Origin of the sequence: Microbacterium protaetiae, from assembly GCF_004135285.1 — a bacterium.
Lineage (GTDB): Bacteria > Actinomycetota > Actinomycetes > Actinomycetales > Microbacteriaceae > Microbacterium > Microbacterium protaetiae.
This window is the reverse complement of record NZ_CP035494.1, coordinates 1,837,874-1,860,285: the sequence shown is the minus strand read 5'-3', so window position 1 is coordinate 1,860,285 and position 22,412 is coordinate 1,837,874. Positions and strand designations below refer to the sequence as shown.

The window sequence follows — 22,412 nt, the reverse complement described above, 5'->3', positions numbered from 1 at the left end:
GACGCGCCCCGCCGCAACCACGCCCGGCCCCGCCGCACCGCGCCCACCGCAGACGCGCCCCACCGCAACCACGCCCGGCCCCGCCGCACCTCACCGCACCGCGCCGCGCCGCGTCGCGTCTGCGATGATGGCACCATGCGCACGATCCTCAACATCATCTGGGTGATCTTCGCCGGGTTCTGGCTGTTTCTCGGATACGTCGCAGCAGGCGTGCTGCTGTGCGTTCCGATCGTCACGATTCCGTGGGCGATAGCGTCGTTCCGCATCGCGAACTACTCGCTGTGGCCGTTCGGCCGGCAGCTCGTCGACAAGCAGGCGACGGGAGTGTTCGCCTTTCTCGGCAACGTCGTCTGGGTCATCCTCGCGGGGTGGTGGCTTGCGATCGCGCACATCGTGTCGGGCCTGGCCCTGTGCATCACGATCATCGGCATTCCGATGGCCATCGCCGACTTCAAGCTCGTGCCGGTCTCGCTCATGCCCCTCGGCAAGCAGATAGTGCCGACGCGATAGCTCAGACCCGCTCGGACACCGACCCCACGAACTCGGCAACCGCAGACTCGCCCCGCGTAACGATCACGACTCCGGTCAACACGTGCGCGGCGGCGACATCGTCGGTGCCACCGAGCCCGAGCCCCCGACATCGCAACGAAAGCGCCGCGACGAGCGCGACCGGTAGACCGAGGCCCTGGTGCGGGATGCCGCACGCGATCGCTATCGAATGGGCGGTGTGGGTCCCCCTGGCGCACCCGGGCCACCCGGCGCGCCCGGTCCACCCGACGCACCAGGTCCACCCGGTCCACCCGACGCACCAGGTCCACCCGGCGCACCCGGTCCACCCGGCGCACCCGGTCCACCAGGTCCACCCGGCGCACCTGGATAGCCCGGCCCGCCCGGATAGCCCGGCGGGAACGACGCCGCGCGCCGCGCGCGCTCGGCGTCAGCGAGGAGCACGCCGTTTTTGACCGCGGTGCGCATGATGAGATAGCCGATCCACAGCATCAGAGCGATGGTGCCGAGGTAGACGATCACGATGACCACGAAGACCCCGAAGCCCAGGCCGTACATTCCCGAATAGTCGTTCATGGCGCTCACCCTAGTGGCGCCGCCCTACGCACGACAGGGCATGCCGGACTGGCTGACCGGGGCACGCCCCGCGTGAGATGTCAGTCGAACGTGACGACGACCTTGTCTGCGGCGCCCGGAGTCTTCGCCAGCTCGAGTGCGTCGAGGGCCCTGTCGAAGGGAAGGGTGTCGCTCACGATCAGCGCATACTTCTCCCAGTTCTCGATGATGTCGTCGGTGACTTCGAAGATCTCGGTCGGATAGGCGACGGACCAGACGATCGTCAGCTCGGTGGGCAGCAGGTTCGGAAAGTCGAGTTCCACCGGTTTCTTGTGCACCGCCACGATCCCGAGAGTGGCGCCGTGCTTGGCCAATCCCGCCGCCGTCTGCACCACGGACGGCACGCCGGCGGCATCGAGGAAGACGTCTGTTCCCGAACGGGTGCCGTGCACGATCGCGCTCGTCCCGTCACCGTGAAGCTCCACGAGCCGGGCAACGACATCCTCTTCGGCGGAGTTGATGACCGCGTCGGCACCGATCTCAAGGGCCTTGTCGAGTCGCGAGGAGATGATGTCGACAACGACGATGTGGCCGGCACCGCGACGACGATATCCCAGAAGCGCGCCAAGCCCGATCGGACCGGCACCGAAGATGACGATCTTGTCGCCGGGTTCGGGTTGCGTGCGGTTGACGGCGTGATAGGCGACAGCCATCGGCTCGTTCAGTGCCGCCACGTGCCACGGGATGTGATCCGGAATGACCTTCAACTGCTTTCCCGGTTCGAAGTCCTTCACGAGCACATATTCCGACAGCGCGCCCTGCGCGCCGCCCGAGCCGAGATAGCCGTCCACGAACGCGGTGGTGTCGATCACGACGTGATCCCCGACCTCGATGCCGCTCACTTTTGAGCCGATGGCAGCGACCTCTGCCGCCGGCTCGTGCCCGAGCGGCGTGGCACCCTCGCGCGGGGGAATCCCACCCACCTGGGTATAGAACGCGTCCGAACCGCAGATGCCGCATGCCTTCACCGTCAGCAGCACATCGTGGTCGCCCGTGACCGGCGTGTCGATGTCGACCCAACCGTTGGTGCCGGGGCCGGTGACGTAGACGGATTTCATGACGGTCTCCTCCGCTTCGGATGCACGCCTTGCCGGCGCAGTCTCATGCTATTCGCTAAATCGAATTAGTACCAGCTACCATCGGGACATGGCCGACACACCCGCGTCGCGCGCGACCCTCAGAGATGTCGCGCGCGAGAGCCACGTGTCGCCCGCGACCGTGAGCTTCGTTCTGAACGAGACCCCCGGTCAGTCGATCTCGCCCGAGACCAGCCAGCGAGTCCGTGAGGCCGCGCGGCGGCTCGGCTATCGTCCGCATCACATCGCTCGCGCCCTTCGAGAGGGAGCCTCGCGCACGGTCTTGCTCAGCACCGCGGGCCTGCCTTCCGGACGCAGCCTGGACAGCTTCATCTCAGGGCTCGAAGACGAGCTGCGATCGTACGATCACGCTCTGCTCGTCGCGCACGGACGCGAAGGGGGCAGCATCCATCCCGAGGTCATCGACGCCTTCGCGCCCCGTGCGATCTTGGACCTCGGAGTGGTCTATACCGGTGACGACGCCGGCTGGGAGGGAGGCTGGATCGACGGCTTGGCCGCGCATGTGTTCGCCCAACTGCACTATCTCGCCGATCGCGGCCATCGTGAGATCGCCATCGCCATGCCGACGACAGGCGTCACCGCGCGCTTTGCCTCGCTGCGTCTCGATCATGCACGCGAAGCGGCGCGGACACTTGGCCTGCGGCCGCCCGTCGAGGTCGATGTCGGTGACGATCGGGATGACGCCGGCGCGGCGCTCACGGCGATGAGGATGCGGCATCCGTCGGTGTCCGCGATCGCCGCATTCGACGACAACACGGCACTGATCGCCCTCAGCGCTCTCGCCGAACTACGGGTGGATGTGCCCTCAGAGATCGCCGTCATCGGCTTCGATGACGACCGCTACGGCGCACTCTGGCATCCTTGCCTGACGACGGTGCACATCGATGCCGAAGCATACGGTCGCCGCGCCGCTCGTGTCGCGCTCGGACGTGACCCGGGCACCACCCAACCTGCGCCGACACAGATCATCCGTCGCGATTCCGCGTAGCGCCGCGCCTGTGATGTGTCCCAGCTGCGTGAGCGCGGCCTCGATGTGTCACGGGCAGAGTGACGGTGACACTTCGGAGCACAGCCGAGCCTGCCGACGTGAACTCGCCCGCGCCCGCTAGCTCGGCCGCCATCCCTGCTCGTCGCGGATCGCCCCCGCTATCCGGCGACTTATCTCGCGCAACTGCCGGGTCTGGGATTGCGTCAGCACATCCAAGACCAGCCGATGAACCGTCTGCACGTGACCCGGCGTCGCCTCGTCGAAGACCGCCATCCCGGCATCGGTCAGACTCGCCAGGGTGGAGCGCCCGTCGTCGGGATCGGCGACGCGACGCACCCACCCCCGCGCTTCAAGTCGGGATGCCGCACGCGACAAACGCGAGAGTGAGCTGTTCGCATACCCGGCGAGCACGCTCATGCGAAGAGTCCTGTCAGGGGCATCGGCGAGCGCGAAAAGGATGCCGTATTCGAAGTGCGTCAGGTGAGAGTCACGCACGAGCTGAGCATCGAGCGCGGCTGGCAGCCACTCCAAGACGGTGGCCAGCGCCGACCACGTCTCCAGGTCATCCGCGCTGAGAACGGCGGCACGTTCGAGATCGGGCATGCGTGAAGACTACGCGACCAACGACCCCTTTCACTTGAACAAGCAAGTGAATACAGCTAGATTCACTTGACTGCGAAAGTAAACGACCGACGAGTACGGGAGCGACATGGACCTGAGATTGACCGGCAAGAAGACCTTCGTGAGCGGATCGACGCAAGGCATCGGATACGCCATCGCGAAGGCCCTCGCCACGGAAGGTTCTTCCGTCATTCTCAATGGGCGCACCGCCGAGCGCGTCGAGGCCGCGGTCGGCAAGCTCGCCGCCGCAGTCCCCGGTGCCGATGTCTCGGGCATCGCGGCCGACTTCGAAGACCCCGAGGCCGTTCAGCGACTGCTGCCGCGGCTCGATGACATCGACATCCTCGTGAACAACCTCGGGCTCTTCGAGCTCAAGGCCTTCGAAGATGTCACCGACGCCGATTGGCATCGCGTCTTCGAGGTCAACCTGATGAGCAGCATCCGCCTTTCTCGATACGTGCTGCCCCGCATGCTGGCCGCCGGCCGAGGACGCATCATCTTCATCAGCAGCGAATCTGGGGTCAACGTTCCCGCCGACATGGTGCACTACGGCGTGACGAAGGCGGGCATGATCGCCCTGAGCAACGGGCTGGCCAAGCTCACTCGTGGCACCGCCGTGACCGTGAACACGATTCTCGGCGGCCCGACCTACTCCGACGGCGTCGCCGCATCCATCCACGAGATCGCACAGGCGCAGGGGATGCCGGCCGACGAGGTGAAGGCGGCGGTGATCGGCGCCAACCAGACGACGCTGCTGCAGCGGTTCATCGATCCGGATGAGATCGCCCAGCTCGCGCTCTACCTGGCCAGCCCGCTCTCATCCGCGACGAACGGGGCGGCTCTGCGCGCCGATGGCGGGGTGCTCACGGCGATGCTCTGAGTCTCAGATCGCATGATCATGGATGCCGCTGGACAGCGTCGTCCCGTTGAGTTCGAGGTAGAGCTGCCGCTCGGTGACCGACACCGTCATGGTGTTGCGCCGCTCGAGCACGGCGGCCGCGTCGTCGACGAAGCCGCGGTCAAAGCTGTGCACGACGATCTCGTCGGCGCGGTGGATGGTCTTTCCCGCCCACTGCGCGATCACCTTGGCGGGATCACGGTGGGTGTACACCACGGTGCGATCGGCGAGCTTGCTGCCGAAGTGCAGGCGAGCGGCATCCGGAGACCCCACTTCGATCCAGGCGGTCACCGCCCCCGTTCTGTCGCGCACCAGCACCGCCGGCTCGTCGGCCGACGCTATTCCCTCGCTGAAGGCGATGCCCTCTTCGAACTCGAGGCAGTACGCCAGTACCCGGGTGATCATGAACGCGTCGGTCTCAGAGGACTGCCGTGCCACGCGCAGCGTGATCTCTTCGTAGACGCCGCGGTCGACGTCTGCCAGGTACACCGCGAATGTGTGGATGACTGCGCCGATGGCCATGATGATCGAGTCTAGGCAGTCGCTGCCTGCGGCCTGATCCTGCCACGCATGAACGGGAGCGCCGGTGCGCGGTACACGAGCGTCAACGGGTCACCCGGCTCTACTGAGAACTCTGCCTGACCGAAGTGCCACAACCGATTGAACAGGAAGGCGCCGATCACGACGGTCTCGTCGGATGGCACCTGCCAGGTGCCCACTCCCCACTGCACGGGGTGCCCGCGCCCGGCGATGACGACCGTGGGTCTGACCCCGGCGTAGAGGGCGAACCATGGCTTGCGCAGGGTCAGTTCGATGCGGCGTGTGGGCACCTGACCATCATCTCGCGAAGCGCAGCGTCGTCAGTTGGAAAGCCCGCAGGCGCACCGTGACGGCACCCTCGACCGAGCGCACGATCGCTTCCCCACCGACCGTGCGCTCGAGCAGATCGACCTGTGCCACTTTCGTCCAGGCGAAGCCTGGGCGCAGATCGGCCGACCTGGCGGTGCCGAAGCCCTCATAAACGCGCACGATGACGTCGCCAGAGCCGTCGTCGGCGAGCTTGACGGCCTCGACGATGACGCCGGCGCCCTCGACCGACAGCGCCGACTCGATCTGCGCTCCGCCGCGCAACGCGACCGGCGGCAGGTTGAGCCGGAACCCGTGGTGCACAGCGGCGCCCACATCGGCGCCCGGCGCGATCGACACTCGAAACTCGTGCGCGCCCTGATCCGCCTGCGGGTCGGGGAACAGCGGCGCGCGCACGAGCGTGACGCGCGCGGTCGTCGTCCGCCCGCCGGCGGCTCCACCGGGGCGATGCACATCGTGCCCATAGCTGGAATCGTTCGCTATCGCGACGCCGTAGTCCCCTTCGGCCAGACGGATCCAGCGGTGCGCGACGGTCTCGAACTTCGCGGCATCCCAGGTCGTGTTCGCGTGCACGTCGCGCGCGATGTGTCCGAACTGGATCTCGGACTCGGCCCGCTCGGCGCGCAACTGCAGCGGAAACGCGAGCTTCAGCATCCGCTGCCGCTCATGCCAATCGACGCGCACCGTGACATCGAGCGCGCCCGTCTCACCGTCGACCCGGTACTCCTGCTCCACCCGCGAGGCGCCGAACGTGCGCGTGACGACAAGCCCCGCGCCGTCGTCGCTGACGCCGATCACATCGACATCGAGCAGTTCGGTGACCAGGGCGAAGTCTTCGTGATCGATGTTCCAGGCATCCCAATCGCGCGGAGTGTCACGGAACAGCTGCAGGACGCCGAGCGGGTGGGATGCCGCGACCAGCTCGCGCGCGGCATCCCGGTCCCGCCCGCCCACGACGATTCCCCGCGCATCGATCGTCCATATCGTACGCGGGTGCTCGAAGACCCACTCATCGCCCACCGGACGCGGTTCGATCACCGGGGCGGGCGGCGCGACGGCAGCCCCCATCGCCGCCACGCCGCCCAGCGTCACCGGCGCTGCGTTGGCCGTCAGTGCCAGATCCCCCGGCCCGGCCAGCGCAGAAAGCGCCGCGGTGATGATCTCGTGCAGCTCCCGCTCGACGCGTGCGTAGGTGCGCTCGGCCTCCTGATGCACCCATGCGATCGAAGTGCCGGGCAGGATGTCGTGGAACTGCTGCAGCAGCACCGTCTGCCACAGCGACCGCAGCCGCTCCGTCGGATACTCCGCCTCCACCCGCACCGTGGCCAGCGTCGCCCACAGCTCGGCGGCGCGCAGCAGGTGCTCGCAGCGCCGGTTGCCGCGCTTCGTGCGCGCCTGCGCGCTGTACGTGCCGCGGTGGTACTCCAGGTACAGCTCTCCCGACCACACCGGCGGGTGGCGGTACTCGGCCTCGGCGTCGCGGAAGAACTGCTCGGGCGAGGCCAGCCGCACCTTCGGCGACCCCTCCAGGTCGGCGGTGCGCCGCGCGGCGGCGATCATCTCCCGGGTGGGCCCGCCTCCCCCGTCGCCCCACCCGAACGGCACGAGTGACATCGACGCCTCGGCCTTCTCGGCGAACTGCCGCTCGGCGCGGGCGAGCTCGGCGGCCGACAGTTCGGCGGTGTAGGTGTCGACGGGCGGGAAGTGCGTGAACACCCGCGTGCCGTCGATGCCCTCCCACAAGAAGGTGTGGTGCGGCATCCGGTTCGTCTCGTTCCACGAGATCTTCTGCGTGAGAAACCACCGCGAGCCCGCCTCGGTGATGATCTGCGGCAGCGCGCCGGAGTACCCGAACGAGTCGGGCAGCCACACGTCGAGCGGTTCGACGCCGAACTCTTCGATGAAGAAGCGCTTGCCCTCGATGAACTGCCGGGCCAGCGCTTCGGACCCCGGCATGTTCGTGTCGGACTCGACCCACATGCCGCCCACCGGCACGAACCGGCCGCTGCGCACGGCATCGGCGATGCGCGCGAAAAGCCGGGGGTAGTACTGCTTCATCCAGGCGTACTGCTGCGCCGACGATGCGGCGAAGACGAAGTCGTCGTCGCGGTCGATCAGGTCGAGCACGTTCGCGAAGGTCCGGGCGACCTTGCGCACCGTCTCGCGCACCGGCCACAGCCACGCGGAGTCGATATGCGCATGCCCGGTGGCGTAGACGACGTGACTGGATGCCGCGGCCGGCGCCGCGAGCACGTCGGCCAGCTGCGCCCGCGCATGCGGCGCCGTGCCGGCGACATCGTCGGGGTCGAGCGCATCGACGGCTCGCCCGAGGGCGGCGAGCACGCGGGCGTGCCGGGTGCGCTGCGGATCGAGCTGGTCGACGAGACCGCGCAGTGCCCAGACGTCTTGCTCGAGCTCCCAGACCTGGCGGTCGAGCAGTTTCAGCTCGCACTGCCGCAGCTGGTAGATCGGCTCGGTTCCCGCGGTCGCCGCATCACCCAGCGGCGTGGGCTCGAAGGTGAATTGCCCTGCAACGCTGGGGTTGCCCGCCGCCTCGATGTACAGATCGAGATGCGCCGCCTCGACGGGCACCGTGGCGTTGCGCGGCTCGATGGCCTTCACGATCGACCCGTCGGGGCGGTAGACGAGCGCCTCGGCCTGGAAGCCCGGCTGAGACGAATCGAATCCGAGGTCGACGCACAGTTCGACGCTTGTGACCGGTGTCTCGAGCCATTCGGGTGGCACGTCGCCGGTGACGTGGAACCACACGGTGCCCCAGGGCCGCCCCCAGGCGGTGCCGACGTCGAATGGCGCGAACTCCTGGCTCGCGGCATCCTCGAATCGAACCGGCTCGCCGGGCACCTCCCACGCGGTGACCGTCACCGGTTCGCTGGCCCGGTACCGTGCCGGAACGAGCCGATCGCGGGTGATCCGGTCGATGCGCTTGAGAGACAGCTTGTCGTTGTGGTGCATTCGTTTCCTGTCGTGATGGGGGATGCTGCGCCCAACTCGTCCTCTGCCGATTCAGCGATCACGGGCGGATCGCACGGCGGCATCGAGCCGGGCGGCGTTGTCATCGTGAATCGAGAAGATCTCACCATCGACCGTCAGCGTGGGCACACTAAGACACTGCGGCCGCGATGCCCACGATCAGCAGCACGAGCACGAGCGCGATCAGCAGGAACGGCCATACGAAGCGCAGGTATTTGTTGTACCCGACACCGGCGATGGCAAGCCCGCCGATGACCACGACGTTCGTGGGCGAGAACAGCAGCATCAGGCCGTGCCCCATCTGAAACGCGGTGATCGTCAGCGCGCGCTGCACGCCGGCGAAGTCGGAGAGCGGGGCCAGCAATGGCATCGCGAGAGTCGCATGCCCCGACGACGAAGGGATGAGGAACGCGAGCGGCATGTTCACCAGCGCGACGATCGTCGTGAACACCGCCGCCGAGGTGCCGGTGACGATCTGCTCCATCGCATGGAGCACCGTGTCCAACGTCTCGGTGTTGTTCATGATGACCGCGACCCCCCGTGCCAGCACGATGACGATCGCGGGTCCGATCATGTCCGCCATGCCCTGCTGGATCAGGCCGACGAGCTTCTTCTCACCCATCCGCGCCACGACCCCAACGACGATCGCCCCGAGAATGAAGAGCATCGCCAGTTGCGGGAACCACCAGTCCAGCTGGAACCAGAATGGATTCGCACCGGCCACTTCATGATCGAGGTCATCTGCGGCCCCGGTCGTGGCGCCGAAGATGGCCGACCACGGGATGACCGAGAAGATCATCAGGAGGAAAACGAACGCCGTGATTGCCAGCACCCACCGCTGCGTCGCGCTGGTTTTCGTCGCGACCTCCGCGGAGGGCCCCGCCGCACCGTCGTCGTCGTGGGCCGGGGACCAGAACCCGCCGATCGATTTCGAGGGGTCGCGACGCACCCGGTTCGCGTAGCGAATGACGAACAGCACCGCGAGAGCGGTGAGCACGGTCCAGATCACCACCCGCAGCCCGATGCCGTCGCCGATCGACACCTCCGCCTCGCCGGAGGCGACCCCGATCGAGAAGGGATTGACCGTCGAGGCCATCGAACCCACCAATGCCCCGAGCACGATCGTTCCCACGGCGGTCATCCGGTCGTAGCCGATCGCCGACATGAGCGGCAGCAGCAGGGCGTAGAAGCCGAACGTCTCGACGGAGAAGCCCATGGTCGACCCGAGCAGTGAGAAGAGCACCATGATCACTGCGATGAGGATCCACCCTCGGTTGCCCAGACGCTTCCCGAGGCTGGCGACGGCCACCTCGAGTGCACGAGTCGAGAAGCTCACCGAGATGAACGCGCCCAGCGCGAGGATGAACAGGACGACACCGATCGACCCGAACATGCGGCCGGCGTTCTCGGTGTCGACGATCCCACCGTTGTCGATGATGCCGTAGGCGCCGTTGATAGGCGAGAGAAGCAGTTGCGCAACACGGTCACCGAAGCTGAGCGTGGAGTCGACCCGCTGGTAGCTTCCGGCGATGAGCGAGCCGTCGGCGTCCGTCGCATAGCGACCGGCCGGGATGAACAGCGTCGCGATCCACACGCCGACCGCGACCACCCCGAGCACGGTCACCGCAGTCGGGAAGCCGCGCCGCTTGTTCCCCGAGCCGTCTCCATCCGCGCTCGCGGGAGGCGCCTGCGGCGGTGTGCTCCCCTCGTCGAGGGCGGCGTCTTCTGCGGGGCGGGATGAGGTCGTCACTGTGCACTCCTCGCAGCGAATTCGGTGAGGAACAACGCACACGCAAGGGTGGCGCTTCGCAACTCCGAGATCAGCACGCGCTCGTTCGGCGCGTGGATCTGGGCGAACGAGTCCGTCGCCCCGAACATGACCTGCTCCGAGTCGGGGAGCCCGTCGGCGAGCGCCAGGACGATCGGGATCGACCCGCCGCCGGCGGCAAGGACCGGTTCGCGCCCCCAGGCGGAGGTCAGCGCCGCCTTGGCCGCATCGAAAGCGGCCCCCTCCGTTCGCACCGCGACCCCGTTGCCGGCCTCTCCCGCCGTGACGGTCAGCGGGATGCCGAACGGGCGCTGCGCACGAAGGTGCGCGATGAGCGCCTGTTGCGCTTCGTGCGCATCCTGCCGCGGGTGCACCCGCAGGTTGAGGGTGGCCTTCGCGTGGGCTGCGACGGCGTTCATCGGCGCCGTCGTGGGTGGGGCGTCGAATCCGGTCACCGTGATGGCGGGGCCGGACCAAATGCGTTCACCGAGCCCGCCGGTGCCTTGCAACGGGATGCCCGCCAGCGTCTCGGACAGCGCGCGGAACTCCTCGTCGGTGTACGCCTCCCCCGCCCATCTTTCCCGGCGTAGCCCCGGGACGGCGACGTCTCCGTGCTCGTCGTGCAGGGTCGCGAGTGCGTGCATCAGTGCGATGCGTGCATCCGGTGCGGCACCGCCGAACTGCCCCGAATGCTTGTCGCCGGCCAACGTGCGCACTTCGAGGTGCACTTCGGCCGAGCCACGCAGAGCGACGGTGAGCGTGGGAGCACCGACGCGAAGGGAGCCGACGTCGGCGATGACCATGGCATCGGAGGCGAACAGCTCCGGATGGGAGAGCGGGTAGAGGTCGAACGGTGAGCCGATCTCCTCCTGCCCTTCGATGATCACGGTGACGTTCACCGGGAATACACCGCCGAACACGCGCAGCGCACCGACGATGGCGAGGATGTTCGCCTTCGAATCGGCCACCCCGCGCCCCGCGATCTGACCGTCGCGTTCGGTCGGCGTGAATGCGGGCGTGCGCCACAGCGCCTCGTCGCCCGCAGGCACGACGTCATAGTGTGTGTAGAACAGCACGGTCGGCGCCCCCGCCGGCCCGGCCGCGCGGCCGATCGCCACCGGAGCGCGTTTACCCTCGACCCGCAGTTCGGTCACGTCCAGACCCGCTGACTCGAGCAGCCGGACGACGTCGGTATAGGCGTCTTCGAGTGGTTTGAGCGGGAAATCCGGCGCCGACACCGACGGGATCGCCGCCAGCCGGCTCAGCCCGTCGATGAGTTCGGGCATGAGCATGTCGACGGCCGTGGCCACTGCACTCGCATCGTCGTCACCGATCGCATTGCGCACCCTGGACCCCTTTCGGCCTGCGACACCGCATCGCCCTAAACGAAACCTAGGGCGACGTACCGGTGCGGTGCAACCACCCTGCGTGCCGGCAGCGTCCTACTTCTCACGCGGGTGCCGTGAGGCGAGAATGTAGCAGGGAACGGCGACCGCGATGGTCACGATGTGCATGATCATCAGGGCGACCACCGCGATGGTCGTCGTGCCGGGGACGAAGCCGGTGGCGAGCAGGACGACATCGGGCGCGAACGAGAGCACCGCCACGATGGGGACCAGCAGAGTGAGGGTGCGGCGAGGGTTGCGGGCGCGGTTGCGTACCATCGTCCAGCCGAACTAACCGACGATCACCCCGATCGCGGTCATGCTGGCGTAGGCGGGGAACGTCAGGGGCCCGTAGTGGGCGGACGCACCCGCCGCAGCCGCCCACATCGCGACGATCGCGTTGAGCGCGACGGCGACGAGGACGGCTGCGATCAGCAGCAGCGCAGTTCTCACTGCGCTGCGAGAGGTCGTGCGTGAAGCAGTGGTCATGTGGACCATCTCCTTGTCTCAGAACGGCGGCTTCGACGCCGGTTGAATACGAGTCTTATTGGTCTCGTTATAGTTACGGTACCGCTCAGACTCGAAATGTACAATGCCGGTATGGAGGATGAGCCCTCGTCGCGGCCCGCTGGGCGCCCACGTGATCCCGGTGTCGCCGCGCGGGTTCTCACCGCGGTCCAGGATCTGCTGATCACGAACGGGTACGCCGGCACGACCATCGCCGCTGTCGCCCAGGCCGCCGGCACCGGAAAGGCGGCCGTGTATCGGCGGTGGTCCGGGAAGGCAGATCTGGTCGTCGCTGCGGTGCTGGCGCTGAACGCACCCGTCTCCGTGCCCGACACCGGTTCGCTGCGCGACGACCTCGTCGAGTGCGCGATGCACTACGCGCGCGGCGATGAGCGCGCGACCCGCGTGCTGGCCAGCCTTCTGAGCGAGATCGGACACGACCCGCAGCTGTTCGATGCGGCGAACCGTGCGATCGGTCGTCCCCCGGTGGCAGCGCTCGTCGCCGTCATCGAGCAATGGGTGCGACGCGGCGCGATATCGGCCGACGTCCCCACGGAGTTGATCGCGGGAATCATTCCGACCGCCGCCTTCGGCAGCGTGACCCTGCGCCAGCGCACTCTCGACACTCAGACGATCTCAGACCTCGTCGACCACGTACTGCTCCCCGCTCTCACCGGGGCGCACGGTTCCTCGACACAGCTGCTCTGAGTCAGCGGTCTCCCGCGATCACGATGAGAAGTCGAAGTCCTCGAATTCCAGCGTCAGGTAGATGAGTTCATCGCGCGGGACGATGACGGTGAGGATGCCGCCACTGGGCAACCGCGCGCCGAGCCCGACGACGAACGGGTCGGTGTCGATGCGGATCCCGTCCAGTGATTCTCCATTGACGATGACGCGCGCGTCGCGTTGGATCGCGTGGGCTGTGACATCCGGCGCCGGTGGCATGTTCCCGGCCAGACCCTCCCAGCCCCGCTCAGTCGGGAAACTGTTGCGCAGCACCTGGTTGATGTGTTCGAGCAGCATCGTGTCGACATTCGCGCGCTCGTCGTGCTCACGAAACCAATTGGTGCACACGGCTTCCCGCAGCTGCGGGTGGCGTATGCGCTCGCTCATCTCGACGATCCACGCCGGCCGCTGCACATGCGGCAGTTCATCGAGTGCTCGCTGCGTCTCGTCGTCCAGCTCCGCGAAATTCTCGGGCGCCGCACGATCGCTCGGATTGCGGATCAGCGTGTAGGTGAAACTCACGCTCATGTGGCGCAGGCCGAGCCGATCGTTTCCGCGCTGCATCGCGCTGGGGATGGCCCCCTCAAGGTTCGGCTGCGGGACGAACGTGATCGCAGGCACCGGCAGCTGTTGCGCCTGCTCGAACATCCCCGGTCGGGGGTCCGGCGCCTCCCCCGCATGATGATCGATGTGCACGCACCCCAGCTTCGCCGCCGGCGACCCGAAGCGGAAGACCCGGATGTCGTGGGCATCAGCTGAGTCGGACTCAATTTGGTTCAGTTGTTGCCACCGTGTTGCCACGCCCCGCAGGGGTGTGGACGCCCGTCGCTGCTCAGGCGATCAGCGACTGGACGTCATGATCCCTGCCGGCGAGCTCGCGCGCAAGGTCATAGTTCGACTGCATCGCGAGCCATGCCCGCGCGGTCCCGACGCCGGCGCGCTCCAGGCGCACCGCGAGATTGGGGCTGACACCGGCGTGCCCGTGGATCACACGACTGAGGGTGACACGAGACACCCCGAGCCGCGCTGCGGCCTCCACGACGGAGAGGCCCAGCTCCGCGATCACGTCCTCGCCGATGATCGCGCCGGGGTGCGGCGGATACTTCATGATGTTCATCCCCTACTAGTGGTAGTCGTGATAGTCGACGAGTTCGACATCCTGCCCGATGAACCGGAACATCACCCGCCAGTTCCCTTTCACCCAGATCGACCAATGGCCGGCCAGGTCGCCCTTCAACTCGTGCGCACGAAACGACGGGATCGCCACATCCGCCGGCGACTGCGCGACATCCAGCACGCCGAGGATACGGGTGAGCTTCGGCGCGTGCGCCGGCTGCACGCCCTTCTTCGTTCCGTCGCGATACAGAGCCTCGAACCCCTTATGGCGGAAGCTCGCGATCATTGCTCCAGCGTATCGCGTAGCGCGTCACGCTACAAGGGGATCGGCAGCCATGGAGCGTGGGCGATGTCCTGACACACGAAGTGTCACCGATGTCCGGAGACATCACGCGGATACACGTGATGCAGAAGTCGAGTTGGCCCGACTTCGACAAGGCTCGACGGAGCTGATTCGGTCTGGTTTGTTCGCAACTCGTTCCCACAGAAGTGCGCCCGCCACAGCGTCGTCACGGGCGCGCTCGCGCCACGTCGCTCAGCTCACAAGAGTCCCGACTTCCGGTTCTCCTGTAATCATGATTACATGAATACCTGGAGCCATAGTTACAGGTAAACCTGATATTTGGGAGGTCCTGGTGAAGGGCAACGAGCTGGTGTGGCGCGCGTTGGCGGACCGCGCACTCGACGGCGACCGCACGTGGAAGAACGTCGCAGACCTCGCATTCGCCGCAGGCGTGCCGACCACGACGGCATACCTTGCACTCGAGCGGCTCGAGAGCAACGGCACGATCGACCGGTATCGCCGAGGAGGTCTGGCAGTGGTCAGCATCGACAAGCTGCTGACAATGCTCTGCGCCTGGCGAAACCTCGCGGGCGACACACTCGCCTGGACGACACGCGACGCCATCAACCCCCTATTGGAATCGACACAGGGACCGTACGCTCTGGGCGGCCCGGATGCCGCCAAGACGCTGCTGAGCGGACGGGCGGTCGCAGACTTCCAGGAGCACATCGTGTACTTCCCGCCCAGCGTCGACCTGTCCGAACTCCCGACCGGCACGGAGGTGCGAGTCTTGTCCATGGACAACCGCGCCGCGAAGATCTGGACCGGGCACTCGAGCCTCGCGCAGACGTATGCCGACCTGTTCGCGACTCCCGGATGGCAGGCATCCGAGTTCCGGAAAGCCCTCCGTGACCACTTCATCCAGGACCGCGAATGGGACCAGGAGGTCACCCGATGACGATCCTCGGCACAGGCGACGAAGGACGACTTCGCGCCGTGCTGGACTCACTCGGATACGACCTCGAACCATCGATCCTTATCGGCGGATGGGCCACCAACGCCCGGGTAGGTGGGGAGATCAGTCACGACATCGACCTCATCATCACCGATCAGGGCCTGCGCCGGAAGCTGCCCGAACGATTGACCGGGTACAGCGAGAACCGCCTGCACAGCGGAGGCCGGAAAGCACGCGGTGATGCCGACGGTGTCCACGTCGACGCATACTTCCCCTACGAGTCGAAGCTGGGCGCGAAGGTGCTCCTGGATGTCGGCGTGCTCACCCGGTACGTGGATCCGGACTTCACCGTCGAAGGCTGGCTGATGCTGACCCTCGACGCACACATCGCCACCAAGATCGCAGCCCTCATCGACCGTCACGCGACAGAGAAGGGCCGGAAAGACGCCCGCGAGCTCGTCGCACTCATCGACAAGGGCGGAGACGCCGCACGCGTGGTCGAAGTCCTCTACGCCGCGACGAGCGGCCCGAAGGACGACATCGCGTCGTACGTGCGGGAGACGTTCGAATTCATCCCCAAGCTCGCCGGGCTGAATCAGCGAGACCGCCGACGCTACGCGACACTCGCACGCGAGTGGATCGAAGAAGCCGAACTCCAAGCCGGACACGTCCGCTGAGCTGATCCGCGGGCACGGGTGCGAACGGTCCTCCTCGTATAGAGCCGAATCGTCGCTTCCCCTCAGTTCTCGACTGAGGAGAGCTGATGCTTGAGCCGCTCCACTTCAGCCTCGGCGGCGGCGAGTCGAGCGGCGATCTTATCCCTGTCAATCCGTGGTGCTGGCGCGGGCACTGGGGGCGTTCTGCGGACGAGCCAGCCGATCCGCTGGTAGCCGACGATCCTACTGATGTGCGCACACGTGTAGCAGTCCTGGTCAGGCGCGGGGCGGGGCCATCGCAGGTCGAGCATCTTCCGAAGATGCTCTCGTTCCGGGCCTTCAGCGGGCCAAGCTCCGTCACCATCGGTTGACCAACTCTCCTCGAAGTCCGCGCGCATTTCGGTGATGCGTTTGCGAGACGCCAGCTTCGGCCCGTCCTCGGGCTTCCACGCGATCTCGGTGCAGACCTGTCCGTAATGGCCGCATTCGAGCTTCACCCGCCAGAACGCCGACGAATGCGGTCCGTCATGACGTATCAGCGCCCAGGTCTCCGGATCCATGGCGTACTCGGGCTCCTCCGGATCCGCAGGGAAGTCAATGATCTTTCGGTCGCACCATTCGACGATCTCGCGATACGGGTTCGGCGCACTTGCATGGGTAGCCGCGCACCAGAACTCACCGGGCGGCAGCTGGGCGTCGGTCATGTGGTCGAGGTAACTGCGGTCGTCCGGGAACCGATCATCTCCATGCGTATAGACCTCCTGGGCGCAACCGCAATCCAATAGGACCCGCCATCGGAACATGTCCCGTGCTTCCGGGACGACCAGCGGCCAGAAAGCCGGCTCATATCGTCGGCGCAGCTCGGTGACGGCCTCGTTGAACTCTTTCAGCGCCTGCTTCTGCGGCCGCGCTCGGCCGGGAACCTTCATCAAGAGTGTTCCGCGAGAACGCGTCGCATCTTCAGGATCGGATGTGGCCATGTCGACGCTCATACCCAAATCGTTCCGCACATCCGCTTGCGATGTCGAGGTGCCTCGACAGGAATCACAGGTCAGCCCTCGGTGCGCTCCCGGACATGCCGATCATGAGGAGCACCCGGACCGGAATCGTGGCTCATGACGAATCCTTCTCCAGACACACAGGGTGCTCGGTAGCGGATTCGACCATGCGATCACCCGGCTTCGCTACGGAACAACCCGAAGCCGATGCAGCACTCCCCGCCGGAGACCCCGAGATACCGCGGATCGTAGCCGACAGATTCCGTTCCCAAATCGTTCCCAAACGCAGATCAGCGCCCCACAAAGAGGCGCTGATCAGGTATTTAAATGGCGGTGACGGTGGGATTTGAACCCACGGTAGGGGTGAACCTACACAACATTTCGAGTGTTGCACCTTCGGCCGCTCGGACACGTCACCGCCGTCAAGTGTACGTGACGATTCCGCGGGTCGCCAAACGAGCGGTAAGCCTGAGAGCCACCCGTTAACTAGTTGCCTCAGGCAACTATAAGCGTACACTGGAGCCATGCCGGCATCAGCATCCACCGTCGTCCTCACGGCACTGACCCGACTGATGACCCTCTGGTCATCTCCGCGGGTGCAGGCGCAGTTCGCCCGCGACGCCGGCATCCACGTCGACCCCAGCGACATCCCCGTCATCTACGTGCTCGGCATGCAGGACGGATGCCGCGCCGCGGCGCTCGCCGACGCGCTGCGGATCTCCCGCCCGACGATGAGCAAGCAGCTGCAGCGCCTCGAGAACGCCGGGCTGGTCGCCCGCGAACCCGACCCAGCCGACGGCCGCGCCTCGATCGTCGCGCTGTCGGCCGACGGTCGCACCGCCTACGACGCGCTCGTCGCCCGCGGACTCGACGCCGTCGACGGAGCGCTCGACACATGGCCCGTCGATGACCGTGAACACTTCGCCGAACTCGCCCGACGATTCGTCACGAGCCTCGGCGTCGACATCTCACACCCCTCACCTAAGGAGAACTGAGCCATGGCTCGCACCTACATCGTCACCGGATCCGCCTCGGGAATCGGCGCCACCACCGCCGCACTGCTGCGCGATCGCGGCGAGCGCGTCATCGGCATCGACCTGCACGGCGCCGACGTCGAGGCCGACCTGTCCACGCCAGAAGGGCGGGTGGATGCCGCAGCGGCGGCCACCGAGCTTGCCGGCGGCACGATCGACGCGATCATCGCGTGCGCAGGCATCTCCGCACCGATCCCCGCGACGATCTCGGTCAACTACTTCGGCGTGGTCGAGCTGTTGCAGGCGCTCCTTCCGGCGTTGAAGAAGTCCGACGCTCCGCGCGCCGCTGTGGTCTCTTCCATGGCCTCGCTGCAGACCAACTCCCCTGAGATGGTCGAGGCCGCCCTGGCCGGCGACGAGACCACCGCACGCGAGATCGCCCAGAAGCTCGCCGATCAGGGGCCGCGCGCCGGTTATCTCGTCTACCCGTCTTCGAAGCGGGCGCTGAGCCGCTGGGTGCGCCGCCAGTCGATCTCGGCGGACTGGGCGGGCAACGGCATCCCGCTGAACGCAGTCGCCCCCGGCACCGTGCTCACCCCGATGACCGCCGATCTGCTCTCCACACCCGAGGGCGCCAAGATGGCCGACGACGCCGTGCCGATGCCGCTGAACTACCACCAGAGCCCCGAGTCGATCGCGTACCTGCTGCTCTGGCTGACCAGCGTCGAGAACACGCACCTGGCCGGTCAGGTCATCTACGACGACGGCGGCGCTGACGCGACCCTGCGCGGTGACGACATCTGGTCGTGGAACGACTGAGCACCCGAGGTGCTGGGCGAAGCGCGTCGGATGACAGGGCCTCTCAGATCGTCGAACTGACGCGATACGGGTCTGGTCTGCGGCATCCCACCCCTGCCAGACTGGGCGCATGAGCGTCATCGAGAACTCGAAGCTGACCGTGGTCGGGGCCGGAAGCGTCGGATCGAGCACCGCGTACGCGGCGCTGATCCGGGGGTCGGCGCGACACGTCGCGCTGTACGACATCGCCACCGAACGCGCCGAGGCCGAAGTGCTCGACCTCGCCCACGGCACCCAGTTCACCGGCACGAGCGACATCATCGGCGGCAGCGACCTGTCGGTGGTCGAGGGCTCGCACGTGGTCGTGATCACGGCCGGCGCGAAGCAGAACCCCGGTCAGACGCGCATCGAGCTGGCGGGCACCAACGCGAACATCATGAAGTCGATGATGCCCCAGCTGCTCGAGGTCGCGCCGAACGCGATCTACGTCATCGTCACCAACCCCTGCGATGTGCTCACGGTGCTCGCGCAAGAGGCGACGGGCCTTCCGCCCGAGCGCATCTTCGCCTCGGGAACGGTGCTCGACACCTCGCGGCTGCGGTGGCTGCTGGGTCAGCGGGCCGGGGTATCGACATCGAGCGTGCACGCCTACATTGTCGGCGAGCACGGCGACACCGAGTTTCCGCTGTGGTCGCGGGCGACGATCGGCACGGTGCCGATTCTCGACTGGCAGGCCGAGGGCCATCCGCGCATGAGCGTTGATGAGCTCGACGAGATCGCCGTGGACGTGCGTGACGCCGCCTACAAGGTCATCCAGGGCAAGGGAGCGACCAACTACGCGATCGGGCTCTCCAGCGCCCGGATCGTCGAGGCGATCCTCGGCGACGAGCACGCCGTCATGCCTGTCTCGCCGGTGCTCGATGACTTCCACGGCGTGAGCGGGGTGGCTTTGTCGGTACCGTCGATCGTGAGCGCCTCCGGCGCGGTGCCGATTCGCGAGACGACGTTCGACGCGCACGAGCTGGAGCTGTTCCACCGTTCGGCCGACGCGCTGCGCGAGGTGGCCGACGCCCTGCGCTGACCCCCGACCCACCCGACCCGCGCCCGCGGTCGCGGTCGCGGTCGCCTGAGCCGTGCGGGCTGCCGGCGCCAGAGCCGCGCGGGCTGCCGGCGCCAGAGCCGCGCGGGCTGCCGGTACCCGGGCCGCGCGGTGCCCGGCCCGCCGTCGTCCGAGCCGACGGTACCCGTGCCGCACCGTGCCCGGCCCGCCGTCGTCCGAGCCGACGGTACCCGTGCCGCACCGTGCCCGGCCCGCCGTCGTCCGAGCCGCCGGTGCCCGTGCCGCACCGTGCCCGGCCCGCCGTCGTCCGAGCCGACGGTACCCGTGCCGCACCGTGCCCGGCCCGCCGTCGTCCGAGCCGACGGTACCCGTGCCGCACGGTGCCGGGCCTGCCGGTACCTCTCCTGTCGGCGCCGGGGCAGGTCACCGCGCACCACCGTGCAACGACTCAGTCTGAGAGCCCGAGTCGGCCGCGCGCACCCCCGATATTCCGCGGATCCGCGACTCGGCCCGCCCAAGCCAGGCTGAGTTATGACACGCCCGTGCGGTCCGCTGTCGATGGCCCCATCGCCGCCCGCCCCGCCAGACCGGCCCGGGCGCACCCTGACCCCGCACTCGCCTGCCTCGTCCGCACCCGAGCCACCGTCAACTGGCCACCCCTGGGCAGGTCACCACGCACCACCGTGCAACAACTCAGCCCGACGGCCCAGCTTGGCCGCGCGAACCCCTGATATTCCGCGGATCCGCGACTCCGCCCGCCCAAGCCAGACTGAGTTATGACACGCCCGCGCAGCCCGCTATCGATGCGCACATTGCCATCCGCCCCTGGGCAGGTCACCGCCCACCACCGTGCAACAACTCAGCCTGACGGCCCGGGTCGGCCGCGCACACCCCCGGATATTCCGCGGCTCCGCGACTCGGCCCGCCCAAGCCAGAATGAGTTATGACACGCCCGCGCGACGTACCTGCCCGCGTGGCCCTCGCGATGCCGGTCCTCGTCGACGTTGCGCGGCGCTGGAGACCGTCGATGTCGCAACCCCGGCCTAGCCTGAGAACATGGCCATCAAGCGTCCCACCGCCGCCCCGTACCGCTGCACGGAGTGCGGGTGGACCACCTTGAAGTGGGTCGGCCGCTGCGGCGAGTGCCAGCAGTGGGGCACGGTGGTCGAGGCCGCCGAGTCCACGGGCATTGCTCCGCGCAAGGTTTCGGCCCTGGCACCCCGGCGCAGCGCGCAGCCGATCACGATGGTCGACACCACGACCACGCCCCGGCGCACGAGTGGAGTCGGCGAGTTCGATCGGGTGCTCGGCGGGGGCATCGTGCCCGGTGCCGCAATCCTGCTCTCGGGCGAGCCCGGCGTGGGCAAGTCGACGCTGCTGCTCGAGGTCGCGGCCGAATCCGCCCGCGCCGGACGGCGCGTGCTCTATGCGAGCGGCGAGGAATCCACCGCGCAGGTGCGCCTGCGCGCCGAGCGCACCGGCGCCTTGCACGACGAGCTGTTCCTGGCTGCCGAGACCGATCTGGCGACGATCCTCGGTCACGTCGACGAAGTCGAGCCTGAGCTGCTCATCGTCGACTCGGTGCAGACGGTGTCGTCCGCGCTCTCCGACGGGTTGGCTGGCCACCCCAGCCAGGTGCGCGAGGTCGCGGCGACCCTCATCCGCGTCGCCAAGGAGCGCGCCCTGCCCATCGTGATCGTCGGCCACGTCACAAAAGACGGGTCGATCGCCGGCCCGCGCATCCTCGAGCATCTCGTCGACGTCGTCGCCCACTTCGAGGGCGACCGGCAGACGTCGCTGCGCTTTCTTCGCACCTTGAAGAATCGCTTCGGCCCGACCGACGAGGTGGGATGCTTCGACATGACCGGCGCCGGCATCGAAGAGGTCCCCGACCCCAGCCGGCTGTTCCTGGGCAGCGGCAAGCCGGTCGCCGGCACCTGCATCACCATCGCCCTCGAAGGACGCCGGGCGCTGCCGGTCGAAGTGCAAGCACTCACGGTCGCGGCATCCGGACCGAATCCTCGCCGCGTTGTCAGCGGAGTGGATGCCTCACGCGTGGCCATGATCCTCGCGTTGCTCGAGAAGCGGGCCGGGGTCGACCTGTCCAAGCACGACGTGTACGTCTCGACGGTAGGGGGCGTGCGCCTGGTCGAGCCGGGCGCCGATCTTGCCATCGCCATCGCTATCGCGACGGCTTTGCGCGACCACGCTGTACGCCACGACGTCGCGGCGTTCGGCGAACTGAGCCTCTCGGGCGAGATCCGGCCGGTGACCCAGGCAAGCCAGCGGCGCGGCGAAGCGAACCGCCTCGGCTACCGCACACTCATCGACGAGAAGGCCGTCTCGATCGCGCGCGCGCTGAATCTCGTCAAGGGAACTGCGACGGTGATGGCCGCCGACCACGGCGTGCCTGAGTTCTGAGAGCTTCGCCGCGGCGAAGGGCGCCGCTCAGTTGCGCCCGACGCGCGGCGCGGTGGGTGCATGGACCGGCGGCGCGATGGTCGCGCAGCCCGGCGGCGCGGTGGGCGTCTGATGCGGTTGGGCGGCGAGCGGTCAGCGTCCGCCGCACCGAAACCAGGGATTCCCATCGAGACACAGGGCG

The 22,412-nt window shown here is 67.5% G+C and carries 24 protein-coding genes and 1 tRNA gene; 10 read left to right on the top strand and 15 right to left on the bottom strand.

The window, feature by feature from the left end; translation table 11 throughout:
* Positions 1–135: 135 nt before the first annotated feature.
* Entirely contained in the window at positions 136–510 is a 375-nt protein-coding gene (locus ET475_RS08645; protein WP_129388652.1) for a YccF domain-containing protein, read from the top strand.
* 201 nt (positions 511–711) lie between these two features.
* On the opposite strand, the gene ET475_RS18115 is transcribed toward ET475_RS08645, so the two are convergent.
* Positions 712–1,083 (bottom strand): hypothetical protein, encoded by a 372-nt coding sequence (locus ET475_RS18115; protein WP_242497822.1) that lies wholly within the window; start codon positions 1,081–1,083, stop codon positions 712–714.
* Positions 1,084–1,163: 80 nt separating this feature from the next.
* Positions 1,164–2,180, bottom strand: a complete 1,017-nt coding sequence (locus ET475_RS08635; RefSeq protein WP_129388649.1) for a zinc-dependent alcohol dehydrogenase — start codon at positions 2,178–2,180, stop codon at positions 1,164–1,166.
* On the opposite strand from ET475_RS08635, the gene ET475_RS08630 reads away from it, so the two are divergent.
* Positions 2,179–3,207, top strand: coding sequence for a LacI family DNA-binding transcriptional regulator (locus tag ET475_RS08630; protein ID WP_207205447.1), 1,029 nt, complete (start codon positions 2,179–2,181; stop codon positions 3,205–3,207). The genes ET475_RS08635 and ET475_RS08630 overlap by 2 nt on opposite strands.
* A gap of 117 nt (positions 3,208–3,324) precedes the next feature.
* Here the strand turns inward: ET475_RS08630 and ET475_RS08625 are convergent, their stop codons facing one another.
* A complete protein-coding gene (locus ET475_RS08625) occupies positions 3,325–3,810 on the bottom strand; it encodes a MarR family winged helix-turn-helix transcriptional regulator (RefSeq protein ID WP_129388645.1) in 486 nt (161 codons plus the stop codon).
* Positions 3,811–3,916: 106 nt separating this feature from the next.
* Here ET475_RS08625 and ET475_RS08620 point away from each other — a divergent pair, with 106 nt between their 5' ends.
* Positions 3,917–4,708 (top strand): SDR family NAD(P)-dependent oxidoreductase, encoded by a 792-nt coding sequence (locus ET475_RS08620; RefSeq protein WP_129388642.1) that lies wholly within the window; start codon positions 3,917–3,919, stop codon positions 4,706–4,708.
* A gap of 3 nt (positions 4,709–4,711) precedes the next feature.
* On the opposite strand, the gene ET475_RS08615 is transcribed toward ET475_RS08620, so the two are convergent.
* From ET475_RS08615 to ET475_RS18105, 7 genes are all read right to left on the bottom strand, one after another.
* On the bottom strand, positions 4,712–5,248 hold the full coding sequence (locus ET475_RS08615; protein ID WP_129388640.1) for a YaeQ family protein: 537 nt from the start codon (positions 5,246–5,248) through the stop codon (positions 4,712–4,714).
* Positions 5,249–5,259: 11 nt separating this feature from the next.
* The gene (locus tag ET475_RS08610) at positions 5,260–5,556 is read right to left on the bottom strand and encodes a hypothetical protein (protein ID WP_129388637.1); all 297 of its coding nucleotides are present in this window, start codon (positions 5,554–5,556) and stop codon (positions 5,260–5,262) included.
* Positions 5,557–5,563: 7 nt separating this feature from the next.
* The gene (locus ET475_RS08605; RefSeq protein ID WP_129388634.1) at positions 5,564–8,566 is read right to left on the bottom strand and encodes an alpha-mannosidase; all 3,003 of its coding nucleotides are present in this window, start codon (positions 8,564–8,566) and stop codon (positions 5,564–5,566) included.
* A gap of 148 nt (positions 8,567–8,714) precedes the next feature.
* Positions 8,715–10,334: a YfcC family protein gene (locus tag ET475_RS08600; protein ID WP_129388631.1), complete on the bottom strand. Its 1,620-nt coding sequence runs from the start codon at positions 10,332–10,334 to the stop codon at positions 8,715–8,717.
* Complete coding sequence (locus ET475_RS08595; RefSeq protein ID WP_242497821.1) at positions 10,331–11,698, bottom strand: M20/M25/M40 family metallo-hydrolase; 1,368 nt, start codon at positions 11,696–11,698, stop codon at positions 10,331–10,333. Before ET475_RS08595 ends, ET475_RS08600 begins: the two co-directional genes overlap by 4 nt.
* Positions 11,699–11,794: 96 nt before the next feature.
* The gene (locus ET475_RS18110) at positions 11,795–12,016 is read right to left on the bottom strand and encodes a hypothetical protein (RefSeq protein WP_242497820.1); all 222 of its coding nucleotides are present in this window, start codon (positions 12,014–12,016) and stop codon (positions 11,795–11,797) included.
* Between the two features lie 12 nt (positions 12,017–12,028).
* Positions 12,029–12,226: a hypothetical protein gene (locus tag ET475_RS18105; RefSeq protein ID WP_242497819.1), complete on the bottom strand. Its 198-nt coding sequence runs from the start codon at positions 12,224–12,226 to the stop codon at positions 12,029–12,031.
* Between the two features lie 111 nt (positions 12,227–12,337).
* Here ET475_RS18105 and ET475_RS08585 point away from each other — a divergent pair, with 111 nt between their 5' ends.
* Entirely contained in the window at positions 12,338–12,952 is a 615-nt protein-coding gene (locus ET475_RS08585; protein WP_129388628.1) for a TetR/AcrR family transcriptional regulator, read from the top strand.
* Between the two features lie 18 nt (positions 12,953–12,970).
* On the opposite strand, the gene ET475_RS08580 is transcribed toward ET475_RS08585, so the two are convergent.
* The 3 genes from ET475_RS08580 to ET475_RS08570 all read right to left on the bottom strand — a co-directional run bounded on the left by ET475_RS08580 (position 12,971) and on the right by ET475_RS08570 (position 14,372).
* Positions 12,971–13,666 carry a hypothetical protein gene (locus tag ET475_RS08580; RefSeq protein ID WP_129388625.1) on the bottom strand — a complete coding sequence of 232 codons (696 nt, stop codon included), beginning with the start codon at positions 13,664–13,666 and terminating at the stop codon, positions 12,971–12,973.
* Between the two features lie 136 nt (positions 13,667–13,802).
* Positions 13,803–14,078 (bottom strand): HigA family addiction module antitoxin, encoded by a 276-nt coding sequence (locus tag ET475_RS08575; RefSeq protein WP_242497818.1) that lies wholly within the window; start codon positions 14,076–14,078, stop codon positions 13,803–13,805.
* Positions 14,079–14,093: 15 nt separating this feature from the next.
* Positions 14,094–14,372 (bottom strand): type II toxin-antitoxin system RelE/ParE family toxin, encoded by a 279-nt coding sequence (locus ET475_RS08570; RefSeq protein ID WP_129388622.1) that lies wholly within the window; start codon positions 14,370–14,372, stop codon positions 14,094–14,096.
* A gap of 349 nt (positions 14,373–14,721) precedes the next feature.
* Here ET475_RS08570 and ET475_RS08565 point away from each other — a divergent pair, with 349 nt between their 5' ends.
* On the top strand, positions 14,722–15,327 hold the full coding sequence (locus ET475_RS08565) for a hypothetical protein (protein ID WP_129388619.1): 606 nt from the start codon (positions 14,722–14,724) through the stop codon (positions 15,325–15,327).
* Positions 15,324–16,001, top strand: a complete 678-nt coding sequence (locus tag ET475_RS08560) for a nucleotidyl transferase AbiEii/AbiGii toxin family protein (protein WP_129388615.1) — start codon at positions 15,324–15,326, stop codon at positions 15,999–16,001. The genes ET475_RS08565 and ET475_RS08560 overlap by 4 nt, the downstream gene beginning before the upstream one ends.
* Before the next feature lie 62 nt (positions 16,002–16,063).
* On the opposite strand, the gene ET475_RS08555 is transcribed toward ET475_RS08560, so the two are convergent.
* Both ET475_RS08555 and ET475_RS08550 read right to left on the bottom strand, forming a co-directional pair.
* The gene (locus tag ET475_RS08555; RefSeq protein WP_129388612.1) at positions 16,064–16,972 is read right to left on the bottom strand and encodes a hypothetical protein; all 909 of its coding nucleotides are present in this window, start codon (positions 16,970–16,972) and stop codon (positions 16,064–16,066) included.
* Positions 16,973–17,306: 334 nt separating this feature from the next.
* Positions 17,307–17,396: transfer RNA gene (locus ET475_RS08550), tRNA-Ser, on the bottom strand.
* Between the two features lie 106 nt (positions 17,397–17,502).
* On the opposite strand from ET475_RS08550, the gene ET475_RS08545 reads away from it, so the two are divergent.
* From ET475_RS08545 to radA, 4 genes are all read left to right on the top strand, one after another.
* Positions 17,503–17,973: a MarR family winged helix-turn-helix transcriptional regulator gene (locus ET475_RS08545; protein WP_129388609.1), complete on the top strand. Its 471-nt coding sequence runs from the start codon at positions 17,503–17,505 to the stop codon at positions 17,971–17,973.
* A gap of 3 nt (positions 17,974–17,976) precedes the next feature.
* Positions 17,977–18,771 carry an SDR family oxidoreductase gene (locus tag ET475_RS08540; protein ID WP_129388606.1) on the top strand — a complete coding sequence of 265 codons (795 nt, stop codon included), beginning with the start codon at positions 17,977–17,979 and terminating at the stop codon, positions 18,769–18,771.
* A gap of 109 nt (positions 18,772–18,880) precedes the next feature.
* Positions 18,881–19,831, top strand: a complete 951-nt coding sequence (locus ET475_RS08535) for an L-lactate dehydrogenase (RefSeq protein ID WP_129388603.1) — start codon at positions 18,881–18,883, stop codon at positions 19,829–19,831.
* A gap of 1,035 nt (positions 19,832–20,866) precedes the next feature.
* Positions 20,867–22,231, top strand: a complete 1,365-nt coding sequence (radA, locus tag ET475_RS08530; protein ID WP_129388600.1) for a DNA repair protein RadA — start codon at positions 20,867–20,869, stop codon at positions 22,229–22,231.
* The last annotated feature ends 181 nt before the right edge of the window (positions 22,232–22,412 follow it).

Excerpts from the sequence above, each read along its gene's own strand:
- ET475_RS08645 (WP_129388652.1), top strand. The coding sequence starts at position 136 with ATGCGCACGATCCTCAACATCATCTGGGTGATCTTCGCCGGGTTCTGG.
- ET475_RS18115 (WP_242497822.1), bottom strand. The coding sequence starts at position 1,083 with ATGAACGACTATTCGGGAATGTACGGCCTGGGCTTCGGGGTCTTCGTG.
- ET475_RS08630 (WP_207205447.1), top strand. The coding sequence starts at position 2,179 with ATGACGGTCTCCTCCGCTTCGGATGCACGCCTTGCCGGCGCAGTCTCA.
- ET475_RS08635 (WP_129388649.1), bottom strand. The coding sequence starts at position 2,180 with ATGAAATCCGTCTACGTCACCGGCCCCGGCACCAACGGTTGGGTCGAC.
- ET475_RS08625 (WP_129388645.1), bottom strand. The coding sequence starts at position 3,810 with ATGCCCGATCTCGAACGTGCCGCCGTTCTCAGCGCGGATGACCTGGAG.
- ET475_RS08620 (WP_129388642.1), top strand. The coding sequence starts at position 3,917 with ATGGACCTGAGATTGACCGGCAAGAAGACCTTCGTGAGCGGATCGACG.
- ET475_RS08615 (WP_129388640.1), bottom strand. The coding sequence starts at position 5,248 with ATGGCCATCGGCGCAGTCATCCACACATTCGCGGTGTACCTGGCAGAC.
- ET475_RS08605 (WP_129388634.1), bottom strand. The coding sequence starts at position 8,566 with ATGCACCACAACGACAAGCTGTCTCTCAAGCGCATCGACCGGATCACC.
- ET475_RS18110 (WP_242497820.1), bottom strand. The coding sequence starts at position 12,016 with ATGGTACGCAACCGCGCCCGCAACCCTCGCCGCACCCTCACTCTGCTG.
- ET475_RS18105 (WP_242497819.1), bottom strand. The coding sequence starts at position 12,226 with ATGACCACTGCTTCACGCACGACCTCTCGCAGCGCAGTGAGAACTGCG.
- ET475_RS08585 (WP_129388628.1), top strand. The coding sequence starts at position 12,338 with ATGGAGGATGAGCCCTCGTCGCGGCCCGCTGGGCGCCCACGTGATCCC.
- ET475_RS08575 (WP_242497818.1), bottom strand. The coding sequence starts at position 14,078 with ATGAAGTATCCGCCGCACCCCGGCGCGATCATCGGCGAGGACGTGATC.
- ET475_RS08570 (WP_129388622.1), bottom strand. The coding sequence starts at position 14,372 with ATGATCGCGAGCTTCCGCCATAAGGGGTTCGAGGCTCTGTATCGCGAC.
- ET475_RS08560 (WP_129388615.1), top strand. The coding sequence starts at position 15,324 with ATGACGATCCTCGGCACAGGCGACGAAGGACGACTTCGCGCCGTGCTG.
- ET475_RS08555 (WP_129388612.1), bottom strand. The coding sequence starts at position 16,972 with ATGAGCGTCGACATGGCCACATCCGATCCTGAAGATGCGACGCGTTCT.
- ET475_RS08545 (WP_129388609.1), top strand. The coding sequence starts at position 17,503 with ATGCCGGCATCAGCATCCACCGTCGTCCTCACGGCACTGACCCGACTG.
- ET475_RS08540 (WP_129388606.1), top strand. The coding sequence starts at position 17,977 with ATGGCTCGCACCTACATCGTCACCGGATCCGCCTCGGGAATCGGCGCC.
- ET475_RS08535 (WP_129388603.1), top strand. The coding sequence starts at position 18,881 with ATGAGCGTCATCGAGAACTCGAAGCTGACCGTGGTCGGGGCCGGAAGC.
- radA (WP_129388600.1), top strand. The coding sequence starts at position 20,867 with ATGGCCATCAAGCGTCCCACCGCCGCCCCGTACCGCTGCACGGAGTGC.